At 69.6% G+C, this 17,552-nt stretch carries 16 protein-coding genes; 10 read left to right on the top strand and 6 right to left on the bottom strand.

What is annotated here, in order from left to right; all coding sequences use genetic code 11:
- Window positions 1–315: 315 nt before the first annotated feature.
- Complete coding sequence (locus tag MFF06_RS14015) at window positions 316–1,125, top strand: 3'(2'),5'-bisphosphate nucleotidase CysQ (protein WP_238204842.1); 810 nt, start codon at window positions 316–318, stop codon at window positions 1,123–1,125.
- Between the two features lie 106 nt (window positions 1,126–1,231).
- Here the strand turns inward: MFF06_RS14015 and MFF06_RS14010 are convergent, their stop codons facing one another.
- Both MFF06_RS14010 and MFF06_RS14005 read right to left on the bottom strand, forming a co-directional pair.
- A complete protein-coding gene (locus MFF06_RS14010; protein WP_238204841.1) occupies window positions 1,232–1,459 on the bottom strand; it encodes an AsnC family transcriptional regulator in 228 nt (75 codons plus the stop codon).
- Between the two features lie 152 nt (window positions 1,460–1,611).
- Window positions 1,612–1,821, bottom strand: a complete 210-nt coding sequence (locus tag MFF06_RS14005; protein WP_238204838.1) for a cold-shock protein — start codon at window positions 1,819–1,821, stop codon at window positions 1,612–1,614.
- A 370-nt stretch (window positions 1,822–2,191) separates the two neighbouring features.
- On the opposite strand from MFF06_RS14005, the gene MFF06_RS14000 reads away from it, so the two are divergent.
- Window positions 2,192–2,587 carry a hypothetical protein gene (locus tag MFF06_RS14000; RefSeq protein WP_238204837.1) on the top strand — a complete coding sequence of 132 codons (396 nt, stop codon included), beginning with the start codon at window positions 2,192–2,194 and terminating at the stop codon, window positions 2,585–2,587.
- Between the two features lie 52 nt (window positions 2,588–2,639).
- Here the strand turns inward: MFF06_RS14000 and MFF06_RS13995 are convergent, their stop codons facing one another.
- Window positions 2,640–2,843 carry a hypothetical protein gene (locus MFF06_RS13995; protein ID WP_238204835.1) on the bottom strand — a complete coding sequence of 68 codons (204 nt, stop codon included), beginning with the start codon at window positions 2,841–2,843 and terminating at the stop codon, window positions 2,640–2,642.
- A gap of 144 nt (window positions 2,844–2,987) precedes the next feature.
- Between MFF06_RS13995 and MFF06_RS13990 the strand changes: the two genes are divergently transcribed.
- A complete protein-coding gene (locus MFF06_RS13990) occupies window positions 2,988–3,566 on the top strand; it encodes a type 1 glutamine amidotransferase domain-containing protein (RefSeq protein ID WP_238204833.1) in 579 nt (192 codons plus the stop codon).
- A gap of 85 nt (window positions 3,567–3,651) precedes the next feature.
- On the opposite strand, the gene MFF06_RS13985 is transcribed toward MFF06_RS13990, so the two are convergent.
- Window positions 3,652–5,277, bottom strand: coding sequence for a calcineurin-like phosphoesterase C-terminal domain-containing protein (locus MFF06_RS13985; RefSeq protein ID WP_238204831.1), 1,626 nt, complete (start codon window positions 5,275–5,277; stop codon window positions 3,652–3,654).
- 347 nt (window positions 5,278–5,624) lie between these two features.
- On the bottom strand, window positions 5,625–6,962 hold the full coding sequence (locus MFF06_RS13980) for a L,D-transpeptidase family protein (protein ID WP_238204829.1): 1,338 nt from the start codon (window positions 6,960–6,962) through the stop codon (window positions 5,625–5,627).
- Between the two features lie 426 nt (window positions 6,963–7,388).
- Between MFF06_RS13980 and rcdA the strand changes: the two genes are divergently transcribed.
- Window positions 7,389–7,919, top strand: coding sequence for a protease adaptor protein RcdA (gene rcdA, locus MFF06_RS13975; RefSeq protein WP_238204827.1), 531 nt, complete (start codon window positions 7,389–7,391; stop codon window positions 7,917–7,919).
- Window positions 7,920–8,063: 144 nt separating this feature from the next.
- Here rcdA and MFF06_RS13970 read toward each other — a convergent pair whose 3' ends face one another.
- On the bottom strand, window positions 8,064–9,944 hold the full coding sequence (locus MFF06_RS13970) for a M3 family oligoendopeptidase (RefSeq protein WP_238204825.1): 1,881 nt from the start codon (window positions 9,942–9,944) through the stop codon (window positions 8,064–8,066).
- A 274-nt stretch (window positions 9,945–10,218) separates the two neighbouring features.
- Here MFF06_RS13970 and MFF06_RS13965 point away from each other — a divergent pair, with 274 nt between their 5' ends.
- The 6 genes from MFF06_RS13965 to recJ all read left to right on the top strand — a co-directional run bounded on the left by MFF06_RS13965 (window position 10,219) and on the right by recJ (window position 17,522).
- Window positions 10,219–11,703: a sigma-54-dependent transcriptional regulator gene (locus MFF06_RS13965; RefSeq protein ID WP_238204823.1), complete on the top strand. Its 1,485-nt coding sequence runs from the start codon at window positions 10,219–10,221 to the stop codon at window positions 11,701–11,703.
- A gap of 287 nt (window positions 11,704–11,990) precedes the next feature.
- Window positions 11,991–12,284 (top strand): aa3-type cytochrome c oxidase subunit IV, encoded by a 294-nt coding sequence (locus MFF06_RS13960; protein WP_238204821.1) that lies wholly within the window; start codon window positions 11,991–11,993, stop codon window positions 12,282–12,284.
- A 177-nt stretch (window positions 12,285–12,461) separates the two neighbouring features.
- Complete coding sequence (locus MFF06_RS13955) at window positions 12,462–13,679, top strand: Re/Si-specific NAD(P)(+) transhydrogenase subunit alpha (protein ID WP_238204819.1); 1,218 nt, start codon at window positions 12,462–12,464, stop codon at window positions 13,677–13,679.
- A gap of 21 nt (window positions 13,680–13,700) precedes the next feature.
- Entirely contained in the window at window positions 13,701–14,159 is a 459-nt protein-coding gene (locus MFF06_RS13950; RefSeq protein ID WP_238204817.1) for a proton-translocating transhydrogenase family protein, read from the top strand.
- Window positions 14,160–14,163: 4 nt separating this feature from the next.
- Entirely contained in the window at window positions 14,164–15,564 is a 1,401-nt protein-coding gene (locus MFF06_RS13945) for an NAD(P)(+) transhydrogenase (Re/Si-specific) subunit beta (RefSeq protein WP_238204815.1), read from the top strand.
- A 221-nt stretch (window positions 15,565–15,785) separates the two neighbouring features.
- Complete coding sequence (recJ, locus tag MFF06_RS13940) at window positions 15,786–17,522, top strand: single-stranded-DNA-specific exonuclease RecJ (RefSeq protein ID WP_238205117.1); 1,737 nt, start codon at window positions 15,786–15,788, stop codon at window positions 17,520–17,522.
- Window positions 17,523–17,552: the final 30 nt, after the last annotated feature.

The raw sequence follows: 17,552 nt of genomic DNA, 5'->3' as shown, positions 1-17,552 counted from the left end.
TGCGCAGCAAAATCGCACGGCCACCTCACTGTACGCCTTAAAGACCGTCGTTAAGCGATTCTGGATGCGGCCATCACTCGTGAGATGCTCAACGCTTTCTTGAATGCTCAACGTATTATTGCGATAGCTCGTCAATATCGATTCATCATGCGGCACCGGCGTCGGCTTGTGGCCCCGGACCCTACGGCTTAGAACGGAGGGAGGGAGCCTTCTCCCGCCCTTCCGCAGAGCGCGATCTGCCTGATCCGGCCTCGCTCCGAGGCGTTTCGGAGCCGTGTCGCCCGAACGTGTCAGACGACAGATCGCGATGCCCACATGACCCTCACCGACGCGAGCGTGGCGCACCTCATGCCGGAGCTTCGCGAGGTGATGCGCGAGGCGGCGAGCATCGCGCTGCCGTATTTCCGGCCCGGCGGCCAGACCTCGGCGCGGGTCTGGAACAAGTCCGGGGGCTCCCCGGTGACGGAGGCGGACGTCGCTGTCGACACCTTCCTCAAGATCCGCCTCAGCGAACTCGTGCCCAAGGCGGCATGGCTGTCGGAGGAGACGGCGGACGACCCCGCCCGGATCGGCCGCGATCTCGTCTGGATCGTCGATCCCATCGACGGGACGCGCGCCTTCCTCTCGGGGCACCACGATTGGTCGATCGCCGTGGCGTTGCTGGCTGGGGGCGAGCCGCTGATCGGGTTCGTCCACGCTCCCGCCCTCGGCGTCGCCTACGAGGCGATCCGCGGTCAGGGCGCCTTTAAGGACGGCACCGCCATGGCCGTTGATGCCAAGCCCGCCCTGCGCAGCGCCCGCATCACCGGTCCCAAGCCGATGCTCGACCGGCTGACCAAGGGTGCGGGTCCCGATCCCGATTTCACGCGGATCGAGCGCATCCCCTCCCTCGCCCTGCGCTTGGCGCGCGTGGCGGAAGGGTCGGTGGATGTGGGGATGGTGTCGCCGAATGCGCGGGACTGGGATCTCGCCGCCGCCGATCTCGTCCTGCGGGAGGCAGGCGGCGAGGTGTGCAGCCTGGGCGGCGAGCCCGCCGTCTACAACCGGGCGGAGCCGGTGCATGGCGAGCTGGTCGCCCTGCCCCGCGGCCTGCGCGAGGCGGTGCTGACCGCCTGGGGCGGCTGAGCGCCCCGACAGTCCGGTCTTCATGTGAAAAAGCCGGCCCAGGGCCGGCGGGATGCGCCCGTGACCTTTCGGCCGGGCGCGTCGTCGTCGAGAAATCCGGCGGCGCTCAGGCCAGCCGGCTCTCCCTCACCGACACGGTGCTCGGCGCGACGCCGAGGCGATCCGCGAGATGCCAGTGCAGCTCGCGCGGGGAATGGTAGTTGTAGGAACGGTCGATGAGATGGCTCATGTCCCGGTCGGTGTGACCGGCGGACGCCAGACGCCCGACGCGGAAGGTCGGCGCGTCGGTAACCGGCGAGCGGTTGGAACGCCGCCGCGTGAATTCGAAATGCATGTGTTTAATCAGTTCTTATCTGGACCGGCGCGTCTCGCGCGCTCGGCGTCGTTTCTCGTTATTCGTCCAATTTGCTGCCCCGGGCGACGGACTCGTCCGGGACGGCTGTCGTGACGGGCCGTTGGCGGCGGCCCGCGCGGCGTCACCTAAACTCAGGCGGCCTGGAGGTTGGCGGCGGAATCCTTACCGCTGCGCTTGTCCTGGATGACCTCGTAGGAGATCTTCTGGCCCTCGACCAAGTTGCGCATGCCAGCGCGCTCGACGGCAGAAATGTGGACGAAGATGTCCTTGCCGCCATCGTCAGGCTGAATGAAGCCGTAACCCTTGGTCTCGTTGAACCACTTCACAGTGCCGGTATTCACGTAGTGTACCTCGTTCGTCCATAGGTCGCGCGTGCAGAACATAGTCTGCACTCTGCACGACGGTCTTTCTGGCTAGGCCGAGCGGCGGGGCGCGAGACACAGAACCTGTCGCGTGAGCGTCGGTCTCGAAAGTGTGCCCCCCAGGTCCCTAGATAGGCTTCTCCTGCGGCGGCAACAAGGCATATCGTTCCAACCAATCCATCCCCGGTTGTCGCGCGGCCTCCCGCACCCCTGGGATTCGCCAGGGGACCGGTGCATATAGAGAAGGGCGGACAGCCGCTTAACGCGGCGACGCCATCCGCGTCATGAGACCGGCCCGGCGCCGTGTCTCGCATGGTGCGGCAGGGCTTAGGTGGGTTCCGGGCGGTATATGGCAGGCATTTCGGTCTCGCTGGAAGGTGCGAACATCCAGCTCTCGTTTCAGAAGGACGACCAGGCCACGGCCGTGGTGATGGACGCCCGCGCCGCCCGCGCGCTGATGCGTGCCGTCGGGCAGTTGCTGACGGCGATCGACGATCCGGAAGAGGCGGACGAGCAGGAGACTGCGGAGGCCATGGGCGAGGACATCGCCATGCTCGAGGTCACGTCCTCCGCCATCGAGGTCGGGACCGACGGACAGGGCCAGCCGGTGATCGCCCTGCAAGCGGGCGCCCTCCCGCCCTTCCAGCTGCGCCTCTCGGACGAGGAGGCCCGCCACGTCGCCACGAGCCTGAACGAGATCCTGAATGCGCCGCGTGACGTGCGCGCCTCGCACGGCGGTCACTGAGGCGACCAAGCCGGGCTGACGGGTCCGGGCGAAGCCCCGAACCCGTCGCGCGTCACATCCGCGTGCCGGGATCGGTGGGCGTGCCGGGGAAGACGTCCGGCTCGGAGCCCGGCCCGCCGGGTTCGCCGACACCGGGATCGTTCACGGGGTAAGGCGTGCGCGGACCGGTCGGCCCGATATCGGGATCATCGTCCGGCACGGGCGGCGGCGGCGGCAGATCGCCGGGCGGCGGCTCGGGAATTCCGGGATTGGCCATGACTGCCCTCCTGTCGTGGACCGAATACCGCCCAACGGGTGCGGCAACGGTCGGTTCCGGGGACGCGGGTGAGGCAACGGGACCGGGAACGGGTGAGGCTCCGGCAGGTTTGCGCCGCGAATCCTCCGACAACGGACACCCGCCATGACCGACATCACGCAGGCCAAGATCCTCATCCTCGCCACCGACGGCTTCGAGGAGAGCGAACTTACCGTCCCGCAGGCCAAGCTCGCCGAGGCGGGTGCGACCGTCACCGTCGCCTCGCCGAAATCCCGCCAGAGCCAGGGCTCGATCCGCGGCTGGGACAAGACCGATTGGGGGAAGGACGTAACGGTCGATACCGACCTCGAAACCGTCGATCCCGATGCCTACGACGCCCTCGTCCTGCCGGGCGGCCAGATCAACCCGGACAAGCTGCGGCTGGAGCCGAAGGCGCTGGAGGTGATCCGTTCATTCCTCACCTCGGGCAAGGTCGTCGCCGCGATCTGCCATGCGCCGTGGCTGCTGATCGAGACCGGCGCCGCCAAGGGCCGGGACATGACGTCGTTCTCCTCGATCAAGACCGACGTGATCAATGCCGGCGGCCAGTGGCACGACAAGGAGGTCGTGACCGACCAGGGCATCATCACCAGCCGCAACCCGGACGACCTCGACGCCTTCTGCAGGAAGATCATCGAGGAGATAGGTGAGGGCAACCACGGGCAGCGCCAGTTGGCGGCCTGACGCGTCTCCCGCGTGGCCCGGTCCGTCGCCGGGCCACGCCCCTTCGTCACACGCTGTGGTGGTCGTGGTGCCTGCCGGCAGGTCCTCACACGCTGCGCGTCACCTCCAGCACCGCCGCCGAGCGGATCGGGCGCCCATACTCGTCCGTCCCCTCCACCGTGACGCGGTGGGCGCCGGGCGGCAGGTCGTCCGGCAGGCGGGCCGTCCAGATGTGCGTCGAGGGTGTGGCCTGGACCCAACCCTTCTTCGTCTCGGGATAGCGGGCGAAGAGTTCGACCACGAAGGGATCGAGACGCCGCGTGCGCTCCATCGGCACGGGAGCGCCGGAGCCGAGGCGGTAGGCGAGCCGGGTCTTCGGGCCGCCGTCGAAGACGTTCACCACCAGGGTCGTCGCGGCGAGGGCATCCTGGCTCACCGGCGGGCGCAGGGCCTCCATCGGGCGCATCGTGCGCAGCACCTCCGGCATCCCCCCGCGCAGTTGGCTCTCGAAGGCGATGCGCATCACCGCATCCGGCTCGCCCTGGGCCGGGACGAAGCGGGTGGTGTAGTCCGTCCCGCGCACCGAGAGGACGTGGAAACCGTTGGGCGTCCCATCTCGGCTGTCGGCGGACGGGATACCGGTTCGCGTGTCCGGCCCGCTCCACCATGAGCCCGAGACGGCGGTGAGCACATGGTGGTGCAGCCTCTCCGCGAGGTAATGGTGCTCGGTCGTGTGCGTGTGCCCGCAGATCGCCAGAACCTTGCGGCCCTCGACCACCTCCAGCAGGGCGGCCCGGTCGATGGTGTTGTTGAACGGCTCGTTCGGCGCCGTGTCGGTGTGCAGCGGGATGTGGGTCCCGAGCACCAGCAGCGTGTCGGCGGGCACCTGCGCCAGGAGGTTGCGCAGGAAGGCGAGGTTGGTCTCGCCGATGCGGCCCTCGTACTTGCCCCCCACCACGTCCACCGCCGGGCCGAGCCAGACCACGTTGTCGAGCATGACGAACAGCGCCCGGCCGTGCTGGAACGCGTAGGAGGGCGCGCCGAAGACGCGCTTCCAGGTCTCGCGGCTGTGACGGGCGTCCGGCGCCTGGAAGTTGAGGTCGTGATTGCCGGGCAGGTTGTACCAGGGAACGCCGATCCGTCCGACGATCGCATTCGAGCGTCCGTAGAGGGACAGGTCGTCGAAGAGCACGTCCCCCGTGGTGATGCCGAAGGCGGCGGGAATCGTCATGGCCCGCGCCACGGCGGTGTCGCGGACGTGATTCAGTTCGAGGCGGCTCTCCGGCTGCGGATCGGTGAAGAGCAGGACATCGAAATCCTCCGGCTCCTCGACCTTGGTCAGGGTGAAGTCGATGGAGGCGGGCAGCGGCCCCGTGGGATCGAGGCCGCGGTAGCGCATCCGCAGGTCTTTGGGCGTTCCTCCCGGCTGATGGACCACGCTGTGCTGGACGACGTTGTCGGCGTTGCAGGGCAGCGCGTAGCCGGAGGGCTTGATCACCGAGACGATGCCGTCGCCGGAGAGCGGCAGCCGGTAGCGGCCCTGCCCATCCGTGCGGGCGACCTCGCGCCCGTTGGTGACGAGGACGTTCGGCAGGGGCGCCCGCGCCCCGCCCTCGACGCCGTAGACCGTCCCCGTCGCCGCGCCGTCGTCGGCGGCGGCGCCGGCCGGACCCGCCGCGAGGGCGAGTGCGGCGGCTCCGGCAAGGGTCTCCCGGCGGGTCAGCGGCTTCATGGGCGGCTCCGTGTTCAGCCCCGCCGACGGAGCAGATTTCCGCGACCGGCACATGACAGGCGTCACGGTACGAAAAAGGCCCGCGTCCCGGGAAGGGGCGCGGGCCTCGAAAGGGCCGGCGGAAGAGCCGCTCGGGGCGGGGTCTGTTCGGCTTGGATCGCCCCGTCTCGGCGGTCCCCCGGGCTCACTCCGCGCCGTCCTTGCGGGCGACGGCGAGGCAATCCAGGGCAGCGAGACGCCTCCGAACTCTGCGCGTCCCCGAATCGCTTCGCTATGCTCGCAAAGACGACCCGGGATGCATCGACGGGGGTGGCTCGGTCCGGTCGGCCGAGGCGCTCGTAAAGGCGCTAGTTGTTGTCTTCGTCGCCGGGCTCGAAGTTCTGCGGCATCGTCGATTCGGCGCTGGCCACCGGGGTCGGCGCGCTGATCGTCGAGGGCACGTTCACGCCGTCACGCTTGTAGATGTCGTCGCGGAACTGGACCAAGCCGTCCGGGGTCGCCCAGGCGGTGATGTAGGTCCAGTAGACCGGCACCGGCTGCGAAAGGGTGGCATCGACGCGCTTGCCGCTCTCGATCGCCTGCTCGACCTGCTCGCGGCCCCAGCCGGGCGTGTCCTTCAGCAGCCACGTGATGTACTCGCGCACGTTCTGCACGCGCACGCAGCCCGAGGAGATGAAGCGGAAGTCGTCGCCGAACACGCCCTTGGTGTTCGTGTCGTGCATGAACACGCCGTAGGGGTTCGGGATGTTGATGCGCACGATGCCCATCGAGTTGAAGTCGGCGCCCGAATCCTGCCGGTAGGTGTAGCGGGTGCCCTCGTCCGAGTTCCAGTTCACCGACCGCGGCGAGATCTCCTGGCCGTTGGCGAGGATGCGGATCTTGTTGTCGGTGAGGTAGTTCGGATCCTTCTGCATCTTCGGGATCAGGTCCTTCTTCACGATGGAAGCCGGGACCGTCCAGGTCGGGTTGAAATTGATCTGCGTCGCCTTGGTGTTCATGATCGGCGACTGGCGGTCGATCTTGCCGACGCCGGCGGCGTGCAGCGTCACGATGCGGCCGTCCTCCACCGTCTCGACCAGGGCGGCCGGGATGTTGGTGATGACGAAGCGGCGGCCGAGGTCGCCGGAATAGGAGCGCAGGCGCAGCACGTTGGTCTCGAGCTGGCGCAGCCGGATCTCGGCGGGCACGTTCATGGCCTGCTCGGTGGCAGGGCTCATGGAGCCGGTCTGGCTCAGGCCGTGCCGGGCCTGGAAGCGCTTCACGCCCGCCGCGACGTAGGAATCGTACACGCCGGTGTTGGTGGCCGACGGGTCGAGGTCGCCCGTCACAATCAGGCGCTGGCGCACGGCGGCCACCGCCGGCCCCTTCGAGCCGATGCGCAGGCGCTCGGCGCCGGTCACCGGCCGCCAACCGCCGCGGGAGACGATCTCGCGGTACTTCTCGACCATCTGCTCCGTGGCGGAGATGGTCTGCGGCGAGAGGATCGGCACGGTCTCGCGCTGCACCTGCATCGCCGCCGGGGCGGCGTAGTCCTGCGCCCACTCGGCCTGGGCGTAGCCGGCTTGGTCGCGGGCCGGGGCCGCGAGGGCCGAGACGGCCGTCAGCGTGCCGAGGGCGAGGCCGACGGACGCGGTGAGGGCGGAAAGGCGGGGTGCGGCGTGCCGCGAAGGTGCCTTGGTGCGCATGGGTCGCTGGCTCTGGTCCGGTAATCGAAAGGTCCGGGCGGACCGAAGGTGTTTCGCCCGCACCGTGCCGAGTCGTGCTTAAGACTCCCTCTCGAATGGGACCGCGAATGGGCCGGAATGTGGCATCGCCGTGCGGCGGCGCACGCGGCGTGAGGGCGGAATCCGGGCGAGGCCCGCCGGCCACAGTCGAACGCGCCCTCGGGCCGGGGCGCGATCATCCACAGGCCGGTTCGGGGTGCCAGAAGGAAACCGGTGCAAGCGTTGATGCCTACAAATTGAATCAACGCGCCCCCGCTTTAAGGTTAACGGAAGGTCAACGCTTCGCCCCTGCCCGTTCGGCGCTAGGATTGCCCCGCCGCCGAGCGAATCCCGGTTTGGTTGCAAGCCCGGGACAGGACGGGACCGCTTCGCGGCAGAGGAGGCAGGATGAACGGCTACGACGTCACGTTTCGGGACAGGCGCGACTGGGTCGAGTTCGGCCAGAGCTACGTTCACTCCGACGCCTTCCGCACGCTGTTCCGCGAGGGCATGGCCCTCGTGGAGGAGACGGCCGCCTATCTCGACGGCGACGGGCGGGACGAATCCCGCCTCGTTTCCCGGGATGCCACGCTGAGCTACGCCGCCGAGAGCATGCGGCTGACGACGCTCCTCATGCAGATCGCCTCGTGGCTCCTCGTCCAGCGGGCAGTGGCCGAAGGCGAGATGACCCCGGCCCAGGCCGTGGAGGAGAAGCACCGGGTCCGCCTCGGCGTCACCGAGCCGCCGAAGGCCGAGGCCTTCACGCTCCTGCCGATGCGCCTGCAGCAACTTATCCTGAAGACCCGGCGCCTGCACGCCCGCATCCTGCACCTGGACACGCTCATCGCCGAGGACCGGCCGACGCCGCGCCCGGTGGACAGCCCCGTCGCGGCCCAGCACGGGCGGCTCCTCTCGGCCTTCGGCGGCCGGCAGGGCTGATCTCGCCGGTCTCCGCCGCCGTTGCGAACGGACATCAAGCGATCCGGGGCCCCGCGACGCCTCGGAACGATGGCGTGTGCCCGGATCGCTTCGCTACGCTCGCGACGACGTCGAGGGGGTGAGGATAAGGGCTCAGCCCTTCTCTCACCGCTCCTCCATCGCCTCCAGTTCGGCGATCATGCCCTCGATCATGCCGAGGCCGACATCCCAGAAGCCGGGATCGCGGGCATCGAGGCCGAAGGGCGCCAGCAACTCGCCGTAGGGCTTGGAGCCGCCCGCCGCCAGGAGCGCCATGTAGCGCTCCGCGAAGCCGTCCTCCGCGTTCTGGTAGACGCCGTAGAGGGAGTTCACCAGGCAATCGCCGAAGGCGTAGGCGTAGACGTAGAACGGCGAGTGGATGAAGTGCGGGATGTAGGCCCAGAAGGGCTCGTAGCCCGAATCCAGCGTGATCGCCGGGCCGAGGGACTCCGCCTGCACGGATAGCCAGAGCGAATTGATCTGCTCGGTGGTCAATTCGCCCTTGGCGCGGGCGAGGTGGACCTTCCGCTCGAACAGGTAGAAGGCGATCTGCCGGACCACCGTGTTGATCATGTCCTCGACCTTCGCCGCGAGCATCGCCCGGCGCTGGACGGTGTTCTGGGTCGCGGCCAGCAGCTTGCGGAAGGTCAGCATCTCGCCGAACACGCTGGCGGTCTCGGCGAGGGTCAGGGGCGTCGGCGCCATCAGGGCGCCGTTCGGCCCGGCCAGCACCTGATGGACGCCGTGGCCGAGTTCGTGGGCGAGCGTCATCACGTCCCGCGGCTTGCCCTGGTAATTCACCAGGACGTAGGGATGCGCGGAGGGCACCGTCGGGTGGGCGAAGGCGCCGGGCGCCTTGCCGGGGCGGGTCGGCGCATCGATCCAGTTGCGGTCGAAGAATCGCCGGGCGATGCCCGCCATGTCGGGGGAGAACGCCTCGTAGGCGGTGAGCACCGTGTCCCGGGCCTCGACCCAGGGGATCGTCCGCTGCTCGACCTTGGGAAGGGGGGCGTTCCGGTCCCAGTAAGGCAGCGCGTCCCGGCCGAACCACTTGGCCTTCAGCTTGTAGTAGCGGTGCGAGAGGCGCGGGTAGGCCGCCTGCACGGCATCGACCAGGGCCGCCACCACCTCCGGCTCGACCCGGTTCGCGAGGTGGCGGGCATCGGCCACGTCCTTGAACCCGCGCCAGCGGTCCGCGATCTCCTTGTCCTTGGCCAGCGTGTTGGTGATGAGGGTGAAGACCCGGAGGTTCGCCCGCAGCACCTCGCTGATCGCGCCCGCCGCCTCCTTGCGGACGGTGCCGTCCGGGTCCTGCAGCTTGTTGAGGGTCGGCTCCAGGGACAGGTTCTCGCCGGCCACGGTGAAGCGCAGGCTGGCGATGGTCTCGTCGAACAGCCGGTCCCAGGCGGCGTTGGCCGTGACCGACTTGTCGAGGAACAGCTTCTCGATGCGGTCTTCCAGCTGGTAGGGCTTCTCCCGGCGCAAATCGTCGATCCAGGGCGCGTAGCGTGACAGCGGCGCCTCGGCCATCGCCCGGTCCATCACCGCGTCGTCCACGCGGTTCAGTTCGAGGGCGAAGAAGAGCAGGTCGCCCGACGCGTTGGTGAGCCGCTCCCGCGTGTCGCCGTAGAACTTGGCGCGGGTCTCGTCCGTGGTGTCGCCGGAATAGACGAGGCCGGCGAAGGACATCAGCTTGCCGAGCAGATCCTCGATCCGCTCATAGGCCGCGACGGCCTCGGCGAGCCGCGACGGGGCGTCCGGCCCGGCGGCGATGGCAGCGACCTTGCCCGCATAGGATTCGCTGAATTGCCGGCATTCCTCCTCGGCCCGGGTCAGGTCCGTGGAGAATTTGGGATCGTCGAGGCCGGCATAGAGGTCGGACAGGTCCCATTCGGGCAGGGGGCCGAGGACTTGGCCGAGGTCGGCGGCCTTCGCGGCCGCGCGGGCGGCGTCGGCTCCTTCGGCCGGCACGGCAGGCATCCAGGCGGCGGCGGGGCTCACTGTCATCGGTCTTCCATGTCCTCGGGAAACGTCGTCCTCGGGAAACGTCCGGGCGGACTCGCGTCCGCGCGCTTCGCCCACGCAGATATCGAGCGAACGCCGCCTCCGTTCAACGGAGGATCGGGGCGGAGGCTCCCGTCCGACCCGCCCGGCGGAGGAAAAACGTCGTTAAGCGCGACTTTACGACTATGGGCCAGCCTGCATCCAGAAACGAAACAACGGCCGAATCGGTGGCGCGCCTCCCGGCGACGCGGGCCGGCGCGGCCCCAAGGATGCGTGCATGTCGACTGTGGTCCTGATCGTCGACGATGATCCCGTTCAGCGTCGGCTGACCGAGGCCGCGGTCCGCCGCTTCGGCTTCGAGGCGCGGGTCGCCGAGAACGGCAACGACGGACTTGCCTTGCTGCGCACCGAGGGCGCCGACGTGGTGCTCCTCGACATGGTGATGCCGGGGCTCGACGGGCTGGGCGTGCTGGCGGAGATGCGCCGCAGCGGCCTCGACACCCCCGTCATCGTGCAGACCTCGAACGGCTCCATCGACGCCGTGGTCAACGCCATGCGCGCCGGGGCGGTGGATTTCGTGGTGAAGCCCGCCGGGGCCGAGCGGCTCCAGGTCTCGATCAAGAACGCGCTGCGCGTCGACCATCTGGAAGAGGAGGTCCGCCGGATGCGGCGCCGGGCCTCCGGCGCGCTCTCCTTCAAGGACCTCGCCTCGCGCAGCCCCGACATGGAGCGCGTCATCCGCCTCGCAGAGCGGGCGGCGAAGTCCACGATTCCCGTGCTCATCGAGGGCGAATCGGGGGTCGGCAAAGAGGTGCTGGCCCGGGCGATCCAGGGATCCGGCGACCGCCGCGGCAAGGCCTTCGTCACGGTCAATTGCGGGGCGATCCCGGAGAACCTCGTCGAATCGACCCTGTTCGGCCATGAGAAGGGCGCCTTCACCGGCGCCACCGAGAAACACGCCGGCAAGTTCGTGGAAGCCTCCGGCGGCACCCTGTTCCTCGACGAGATCGGCGAGTTGCCCCTCGACGCGCAGGTGAAGCTGCTCCGCGCCCTGCAGGAGGGCGAGGTCGATCCCGTAGGGGCCAAGCGCTCCGTGCGGGTGGACATCCGGCTGATCTCGGCGACCAACCGGTCGCTCCTCGACCTCGTGAAGCAAGGCCGCTTCCGCGAGGACCTCTATTACCGCCTCAACGTCTTCCCGATGACCCTGCCGCCCCTGCGGGCCCGGCGGGAAGACGTCGCCGACCTCGCCCGCTCCTTCTGCGCGCGCTTCGCCGCCGAGGAGGGCAAGCGCGTCCGCGCCATCAGCCAGGAGGCCATGGCGCTGCTGACCCGCTACCCCTGGCCGGGCAACGTGCGCCAATTGGAGAATGCCCTGTTCCGGGCCGTGGTGCTGGCCGACGGCGACGAGTTGACCGTCGCCGAGTTCCCGCAGATCGCCGCCCAGGTCGAGGGCTTCGACATCCGCATTCCCCCGGCGCCGACCCAGGCCGCCCTGCCCTCCGCCATGCCGGAGCCGGTGCGCGAGATCGTCCGCGTGGAGGTCCGCGATCCGCACGCCCTGTCGCTGGTCACGGAGGAGACCGGCGAGATCAAGACCATGGACGACCTCGAAGCCGACATCATCCGTTTCGCCCTGCAATTCTACCGCGGGCGGATGTCCGAGGTGTCGCGCCGCCTCGGCATCGGCCGCTCGACCCTTTACCGCAAGCTGAAGGACCTTGGCATCGAAGGCGACGACAAAACCGAGGACGCGGCCTGAGGGACAGGCCGGACTCGCTGCCGGCCGATCCGTCCGTCCAAATCCTCTGCGCCGTCCACCGATCCGGTCGAACTCCCGGACTGCGGCGCGCGATCGGCGGCCACCCCTGCGGTTCAGGCCTCGACGACCGCGCGAATCGCCGTTGGAGCCCACAATCCCTACTTTGGTCGAAGAAAGCCGTGCGGGATGCCGTCCCACAAGGCCATCCGGCCGATTGCGACGATTGAGCCCGTGGGCTAGATAAGCTAGCAACGAAAAAAGAGTTGTGCCCGAGGGATCAGTCGAAGATGGCGGATAGTCAGACCGTGCCTGGGCACGCCTACAGCCCGGCAATGGACGGGGCCACCCACGAACAGACCTATCGTGGATTCGTCCGTTTCGTAGAAATCGCCACTGGCGTCGTGATCTGTTGGGTCCTCGCCCTGGCCATCGGTGGCATCCGCGAGGCGTGGCTGCTCGCGATCGTCGGCGTAGTCGCCTCGGGCGCGGCCGGTGCCGTCGGGGCGCTCGCCCCGGCCGTGGGCTGGCGCGCGCCCCTGGTGGTCGGCCTGCTGCTCGCGGCCTATCTCTTCTTCGCCTGAGCCCGCGCTCACGCGAATGGCGCCAGGGCCGGTCGGCTCGGCGGAGGCCCGCGCCGGCAGCGATGCCGGCGCGTTACATTTGCCTCCAAATCCCTAGACCAATTGAGAACCGTCCCTCGAAACGCGCCGTCGCTTGGCCCATTCGAGACATCGTTCGCTATCGCTGAGGTACGTCGCATGCGCATCGCTGTGCTGTCCGAAAGGGACTCCGCGGAACCGCGGGTCGCGGCGGTGCCGGAGACGGTGAAGAAGTTCAAAGCCCTCGGGGCGGACGTGGTGGTCCAGTCCGGCGCCGGGACGAAGGCCGGCATCCCGGACGGTGAGTTCGAGGCTGCGGGCGCCACCGTCGCCGGAAGCGCCGAGGAGGCGGCCCGCGAGGCCGACCTCGTGTTGAAGGTGCGCCGCCCGGCCGCCGAGGAGCTGTCCATCTTCAAGCGCGGCGCCACCGTCGTCGCCATCATGGACCCCTACGGCAACGAGCAGGCCCTGAAGGGTCTGGCCGATGCCGGCATCGACGCCTTCGCCATGGAGCTGATGCCCCGCATCACCCGTGCCCAGGTGATGGACGTGCTCTCCTCCCAGGCCAACCTCGCGGGCTACCGCGCCGTGGTGGACGGTGCCGCCGAGTACGGCCGGGCCATGCCGATGATGATGACCGCCGCCGGGACGGTGCCCGCCGCCCGCGTCTTCGTGATGGGCGTCGGCGTCGCCGGTCTCCAGGCCATCGCCACAGCCCGCCGCCTCGGCGCCGTCGTCACCGCCACGGACGTGCGCCCGGCGACGAAGGAGCAGGTCGAATCGCTCGGCGCCAAGTTCGTCGCCGTCGAGGACGAGGAGTTCAAGCAGGCCGAGACCTCCGGCGGCTACGCCAAGGAGATGTCGGCGGAGTACCAGAAGAAGCAGGCGGAGCTGGTGAAGGGCCACATCGCCAAGCAGGATATCGTCATCACCACGGCCCTGATCCCGGGCCGCCCGGCGCCGAAGCTCGTCTCCGAGGAGATGGTCGCCTCGATGAAGCCCGGCTCGGTGCTGGTGGACCTCGCGGTGGAGCGCGGCGGCAACGTGGCCGGGGCCAAGCCGGGCGAGATCGTGACCACGCCGAACGGCGCGAAGATCGTGGGCCACCTCAACGTCGCGGGCCGCCTCGCGGCCACGGCGTCGAGCCTCTACGCCCGCAACCTCTACGCCTTCATCGAAACCCTGGTCGACAAGGAGTCGAAGGCTCTGGCGATCAAGTGGGACGACGAGCTCGTGAAGGCCACGAACCTGACCCGGGACGGGTCCGTCGTCCACGCATCCTTCCAGCCGAAGACCGAGGGGGCCGCCTCCGAGGCCGGCGCCGTCGGTCTCGCGAAGGCCGAGCCGGGCAAGTCCCCGGCCACCGGCGCCGCCTGATCCGTCGAGAGGAGAACTGTCATGGCAAACGTTGTCGTCGTTCCTCCCGACCAGGCCGCCGATCAGGCCCGGGTGCTGGCCGATGCGGCCCGCGCCGCCGCCGCCGTCGCCCGTAACGCCGCCGACCAGGCGCAGGTGATCGCGGACGGCATGGGCCACGGCGTGGCCGCCGCCACGGGCGGCGCCGTCGATCCCACCGTGTTCCGGCTCGCGATCTTCGTGCTGGCGATCTTCGTCGGCTATTACGTCGTGTGGTCGGTGACCCCGGCGCTGCACACGCCGCTGATGTCGGTCACCAACGCCATCTCCTCGGTCATCATCGTCGGCGCGCTCCTCGCGGTCGGCGTGCCCCTGATCGAGAAGGGGACCGGCGTCGCCCGCTTCTTCGGCTTCATCGGCATCGTGCTCGCCAGCGTGAACATCTTCGGCGGCTTCCTCGTCACGCAGCGCATGCTCGGCATGTACAAGAAGAAGGGCTGAGCTCGTGTCCGAGAACGTCTCCTCTCTCCTCTACATCGTCGCCGGCGTCCTGTTCATCATGGCGCTGCGGGGGCTCTCGCACCCGACGACCTCCCGCCAGGGCAACATGTACGGCATGGTGGGCATGGGGCTCGCCATCCTGACCACCCTCGTCGGCCACCCGCCGGCCGGGTTCGGCGCATGGATCCTCGTGCTGCTCGGCCTCGGCATCGGCGGCGGCGCGGGTGCGGTGATCGCCAAGCGCGTGCCGATGACGGCCATGCCGCAGCTCGTCGCGGCCTTCCACTCGCTGGTTGGCCTCGCGGCGGTGTTCGTGGCGGCGGGCGCCCTCTACGCGCCCCAGGCCTTCGGGATCATCGAGAACGGCCACTTCCACAAGCAGTCGCTGTTCGAGATGGGGCTCGGCGTCGCCATCGGCGCCATCACCTTCACCGGCTCGATCATCGCCTTCGCGAAGCTCGACGGGCGGATGTCCGGCAAGCCGATCATGCTGCCGCAGCGCCACCTGATCAACGCGGCGCTCGCCGCCGGCCTCGTGCTGCTGATCGCCCTGTTCATCGGCACCGAGTCGAAGGCCCTGTTCTGGCTGATCGTCCTTGTCTCGCTGGTGCTCGGCGGCCTCATCATCATCCCGATCGGCGGCGCCGACATGCCGGTGGTCGTGTCGATGCTGAACTCCTACTCGGGCTGGGCGGCGGCCGGCATCGGCTTCACCCTGGGCAACCTCGCGCTCATCATCACGGGCTCGCTGGTCGGCTCCTCGGGCGCCATCCTGTCGTACATCATGTGCCACGCGATGAACCGCTCGTTCATCTCGGTGATCCTCGGCGGCTTCGGTGGCGACGCCGCAGCCGCGGGCGGCTCGGGCCAGGTCGAGACTCGCCCCGTGAAGCAGGGCTCCGCCGACGACGCGGCCTACATCATGAAGAACGCCGAGCGCGTGATCATCGTCCCCGGCTACGGCATGGCGGTCGCCCAGGCGCAGCACTCGCTGCGCGAGATGGCCGACATGCTGAAGAAGGAGGGCGTCGACGTGAAGTACGCCATCCATCCGGTGGCGGGCCGCATGCCGGGCCACATGAACGTGCTGCTGGCCGAGGCGAACGTGCCCTACGACGAGGTGTTCGAGCTGGAGGACATCAACGGCGAGTTCCCTCAGGCCGACGTGGCCTTCGTGATCGGCGCCAACGACGTCACCAACCCGGCTGCCAAGACCGACAAGACCTCGCCGATCTACGGCATGCCGATCCTCGACGTGGAGAAGGCCAAGACCGTGCTGTTCATCAAGCGCGGCATGGGCTCCGGCTACGCGGGCGTGGAGAACGAGGTGTTCTTCCGCGACAACACGATGATGCTGTTCGGCGACGCCAAGAAGGTGGTCGACTCGATCCTCAAATCGGTCTGATCCGGGGTATCCCGAGGGGCGTCGCGCCCTTCGGCGGGGTTTCGGGGCGGCGCCCCGATCGAGGGCAGGCGCAGGCCTGCCCTTTCTCGTTTGCAGCCCCGCCGCCACAGCATTGCCCGAACGGCCGGTGTAAGGTGGCTTCCGTGTCCGCCGCATCCGCCCTGATCGCCCCCACTTCCTTCCTCGGCGTCGAGGCCTCCGTTACGGGGCGCCGCTGGGCGATGCGCTGCGAGGGCCTCGGCTCCGACCGCGCCATCGCCCGCATGGTGCAGGCCCATGCCCTGCCGGAACTGCTCGCGCGGGTGCTCACCGGCCGCGGCGTGCGGGCCGACGAGGCGGATGCCTTCCTGAGCCCCCGCCTGCGGGACCTGATGCCGGACCCGGACCGCCTCCTCGACATGGACAAGGCCGCCACCCGCCTCGCCCGCGCGATCCGGGACGGGGAGACCGTGGCGGTGTTCGGCGATTATGACGTGGACGGCGCGGCGAGCGCGGCCATGCTGGCGGAGTACCTGCGCGGCTTCGGCTTGGCGGTGCCGGTGCACATCCCCGACCGGATCGCCGAGGGCTACGGCCCGAACGAGGGCGCCATCGCGGCGCTGGCGGCGGACGGCGCGACGCTGCTGGTCTGCGTCGATTGCGGCACGAGCGGCCACGGCCCCCTGGAGCGGGCGGCCGGCAACGGGCTCGACGTCATCGTCCTCGACCACCACGCCGCCTCGGAGGTGCTGCCGGCGGTCCACGCGGTGGTGAACCCGAACCGTCAGGACGACATCTCCGGCCTCGGGCATCTCTGCGCAGCGGGCATCGTGTTCCTCACCCTCGTCGCCCTCAATCGGGTCCTGCGCCGGGCCGGGACCTTCGGGCCGGACCGACCGGAGCCGAAGCTGACGGACGCCCTCGACCTCGTGGCGCTGGCCACCGTCGCCGATGTGGTGCCGCTGCGCGACCTCAACCGCGCCTTCGTGGTCCAGGGCCTGTCCGTAATGAGGCACCGGGGGCGCACGGGGCTCGCGGCGCTGCTCGACGCCTCGTCGCTGTCGGAGCCGCCGGAGGCATGGCACCTCGGCTTCGTCCTCGGCCCGCGCATCAATGCCGGGGGGCGGATCGGCGACGCCGCCCTCGGTGCGCGCCTTCTCGGCACCCGCGACCCGGCGGAGGCCGCCCGGATCGCCGTCGATCTCGACCGGCTGAACCGCGAGCGGCAGGCCATCGAGGCGCAGGCGGTGCTGGAGGCCGAAGCCGAGATGGACCGGATTCTCACGGAGGATCCGTCGCTGCCCGTCCTCGTCATCGGCAACGCCGAGTGGCACCCGGGCATCGTCGGGCTCGTCGCCGCGCGGCTGAAGGAGCGGTTCGGCCGCCCGGCCTTCGCCTTCGCCATCCGGCCGGACGGCAGCGCCACGGGGTCCGGCCGCTCCGTGCCGGGCGTCGATCTCGGCGCCGCCGTGCGCGCCTGCGTCGAGGCGGGTCTGGCCCGCAAGGGCGGTGGACACGCCATGGCCGCCGGCGTCACCCTCGACGGCACGGCCATCGCGGCGTTCGGACGGCATCTCGGCGAGAGCCTCGCCGCCTCCGTGGCGCAGGCCCGCGCCGTCGATGCCCTGCTCATCGACGGCGCCCTCAGCGCGGGCGGCGCCACGGCGGAGACGGTACGGCTGCTCCAGCGGGCGGGCCCCTTCGGCCAGGGCTCGCCGGAGCCGGTCTTCGCCCTGGCCCGCCACCGGATCGTGGATGCGGGGATCGTCGGCTCCGGCCATGTCCGCGCCCGGCTGCGCAGCCGCGACGGGCAGGCCGTCGGCGCCATCTGCTTCCGCGCGGCGGAGCGGCCCCTCGGCCGGGCGATCCTCGGCTCGCTCGGGCAGGAGGTCCATATCGCCGGGACGCTGTCCTGCGACCGCTGGCGTGGCGCCGAACGGGCGCAGGTGCGGATCGTCGACATGGCACCGGTGGAATAGGCGCCGCCTCCCGGAGAACGATTGCCGACC

Origin of the sequence: Methylobacterium aerolatum (assembly GCF_022179085.1) — a bacterium.
Lineage (GTDB): Bacteria > Pseudomonadota > Alphaproteobacteria > Rhizobiales > Beijerinckiaceae > Methylobacterium > Methylobacterium aerolatum.
This window is presented reverse-complemented; position numbering and strand designations above follow the sequence as displayed.

What these genes read in the sequence shown, in the direction of transcription:
- MFF06_RS14015 (WP_238204842.1), top strand. Translation starts at nt 316, where the DNA reads ATGACCCTCACCGACGCGAGCGTGGCGCACCTCATGCCGGAGCTTCGC.
- MFF06_RS14010 (WP_238204841.1), bottom strand. Translation starts at nt 1,459, where the DNA reads ATGCATTTCGAATTCACGCGGCGGCGTTCCAACCGCTCGCCGGTTACC.
- MFF06_RS14000 (WP_238204837.1), top strand. Translation starts at nt 2,192, where the DNA reads ATGGCAGGCATTTCGGTCTCGCTGGAAGGTGCGAACATCCAGCTCTCG.
- MFF06_RS13995 (WP_238204835.1), bottom strand. Translation starts at nt 2,843, where the DNA reads ATGGCCAATCCCGGAATTCCCGAGCCGCCGCCCGGCGATCTGCCGCCG.
- MFF06_RS13990 (WP_238204833.1), top strand. Translation starts at nt 2,988, where the DNA reads ATGACCGACATCACGCAGGCCAAGATCCTCATCCTCGCCACCGACGGC.
- MFF06_RS13985 (WP_238204831.1), bottom strand. Translation starts at nt 5,277, where the DNA reads ATGAAGCCGCTGACCCGCCGGGAGACCCTTGCCGGAGCCGCCGCACTC.
- MFF06_RS13980 (WP_238204829.1), bottom strand. Translation starts at nt 6,962, where the DNA reads ATGCGCACCAAGGCACCTTCGCGGCACGCCGCACCCCGCCTTTCCGCC.
- rcdA (WP_238204827.1), top strand. Translation starts at nt 7,389, where the DNA reads ATGAACGGCTACGACGTCACGTTTCGGGACAGGCGCGACTGGGTCGAG.
- MFF06_RS13970 (WP_238204825.1), bottom strand. Translation starts at nt 9,944, where the DNA reads ATGACAGTGAGCCCCGCCGCCGCCTGGATGCCTGCCGTGCCGGCCGAA.
- MFF06_RS13965 (WP_238204823.1), top strand. Translation starts at nt 10,219, where the DNA reads ATGTCGACTGTGGTCCTGATCGTCGACGATGATCCCGTTCAGCGTCGG.
- MFF06_RS13960 (WP_238204821.1), top strand. Translation starts at nt 11,991, where the DNA reads ATGGCGGATAGTCAGACCGTGCCTGGGCACGCCTACAGCCCGGCAATG.
- MFF06_RS13955 (WP_238204819.1), top strand. Translation starts at nt 12,462, where the DNA reads ATGCGCATCGCTGTGCTGTCCGAAAGGGACTCCGCGGAACCGCGGGTC.
- MFF06_RS13950 (WP_238204817.1), top strand. Translation starts at nt 13,701, where the DNA reads ATGGCAAACGTTGTCGTCGTTCCTCCCGACCAGGCCGCCGATCAGGCC.
- recJ (WP_238205117.1), top strand. Translation starts at nt 15,786, where the DNA reads ATGCGCTGCGAGGGCCTCGGCTCCGACCGCGCCATCGCCCGCATGGTG.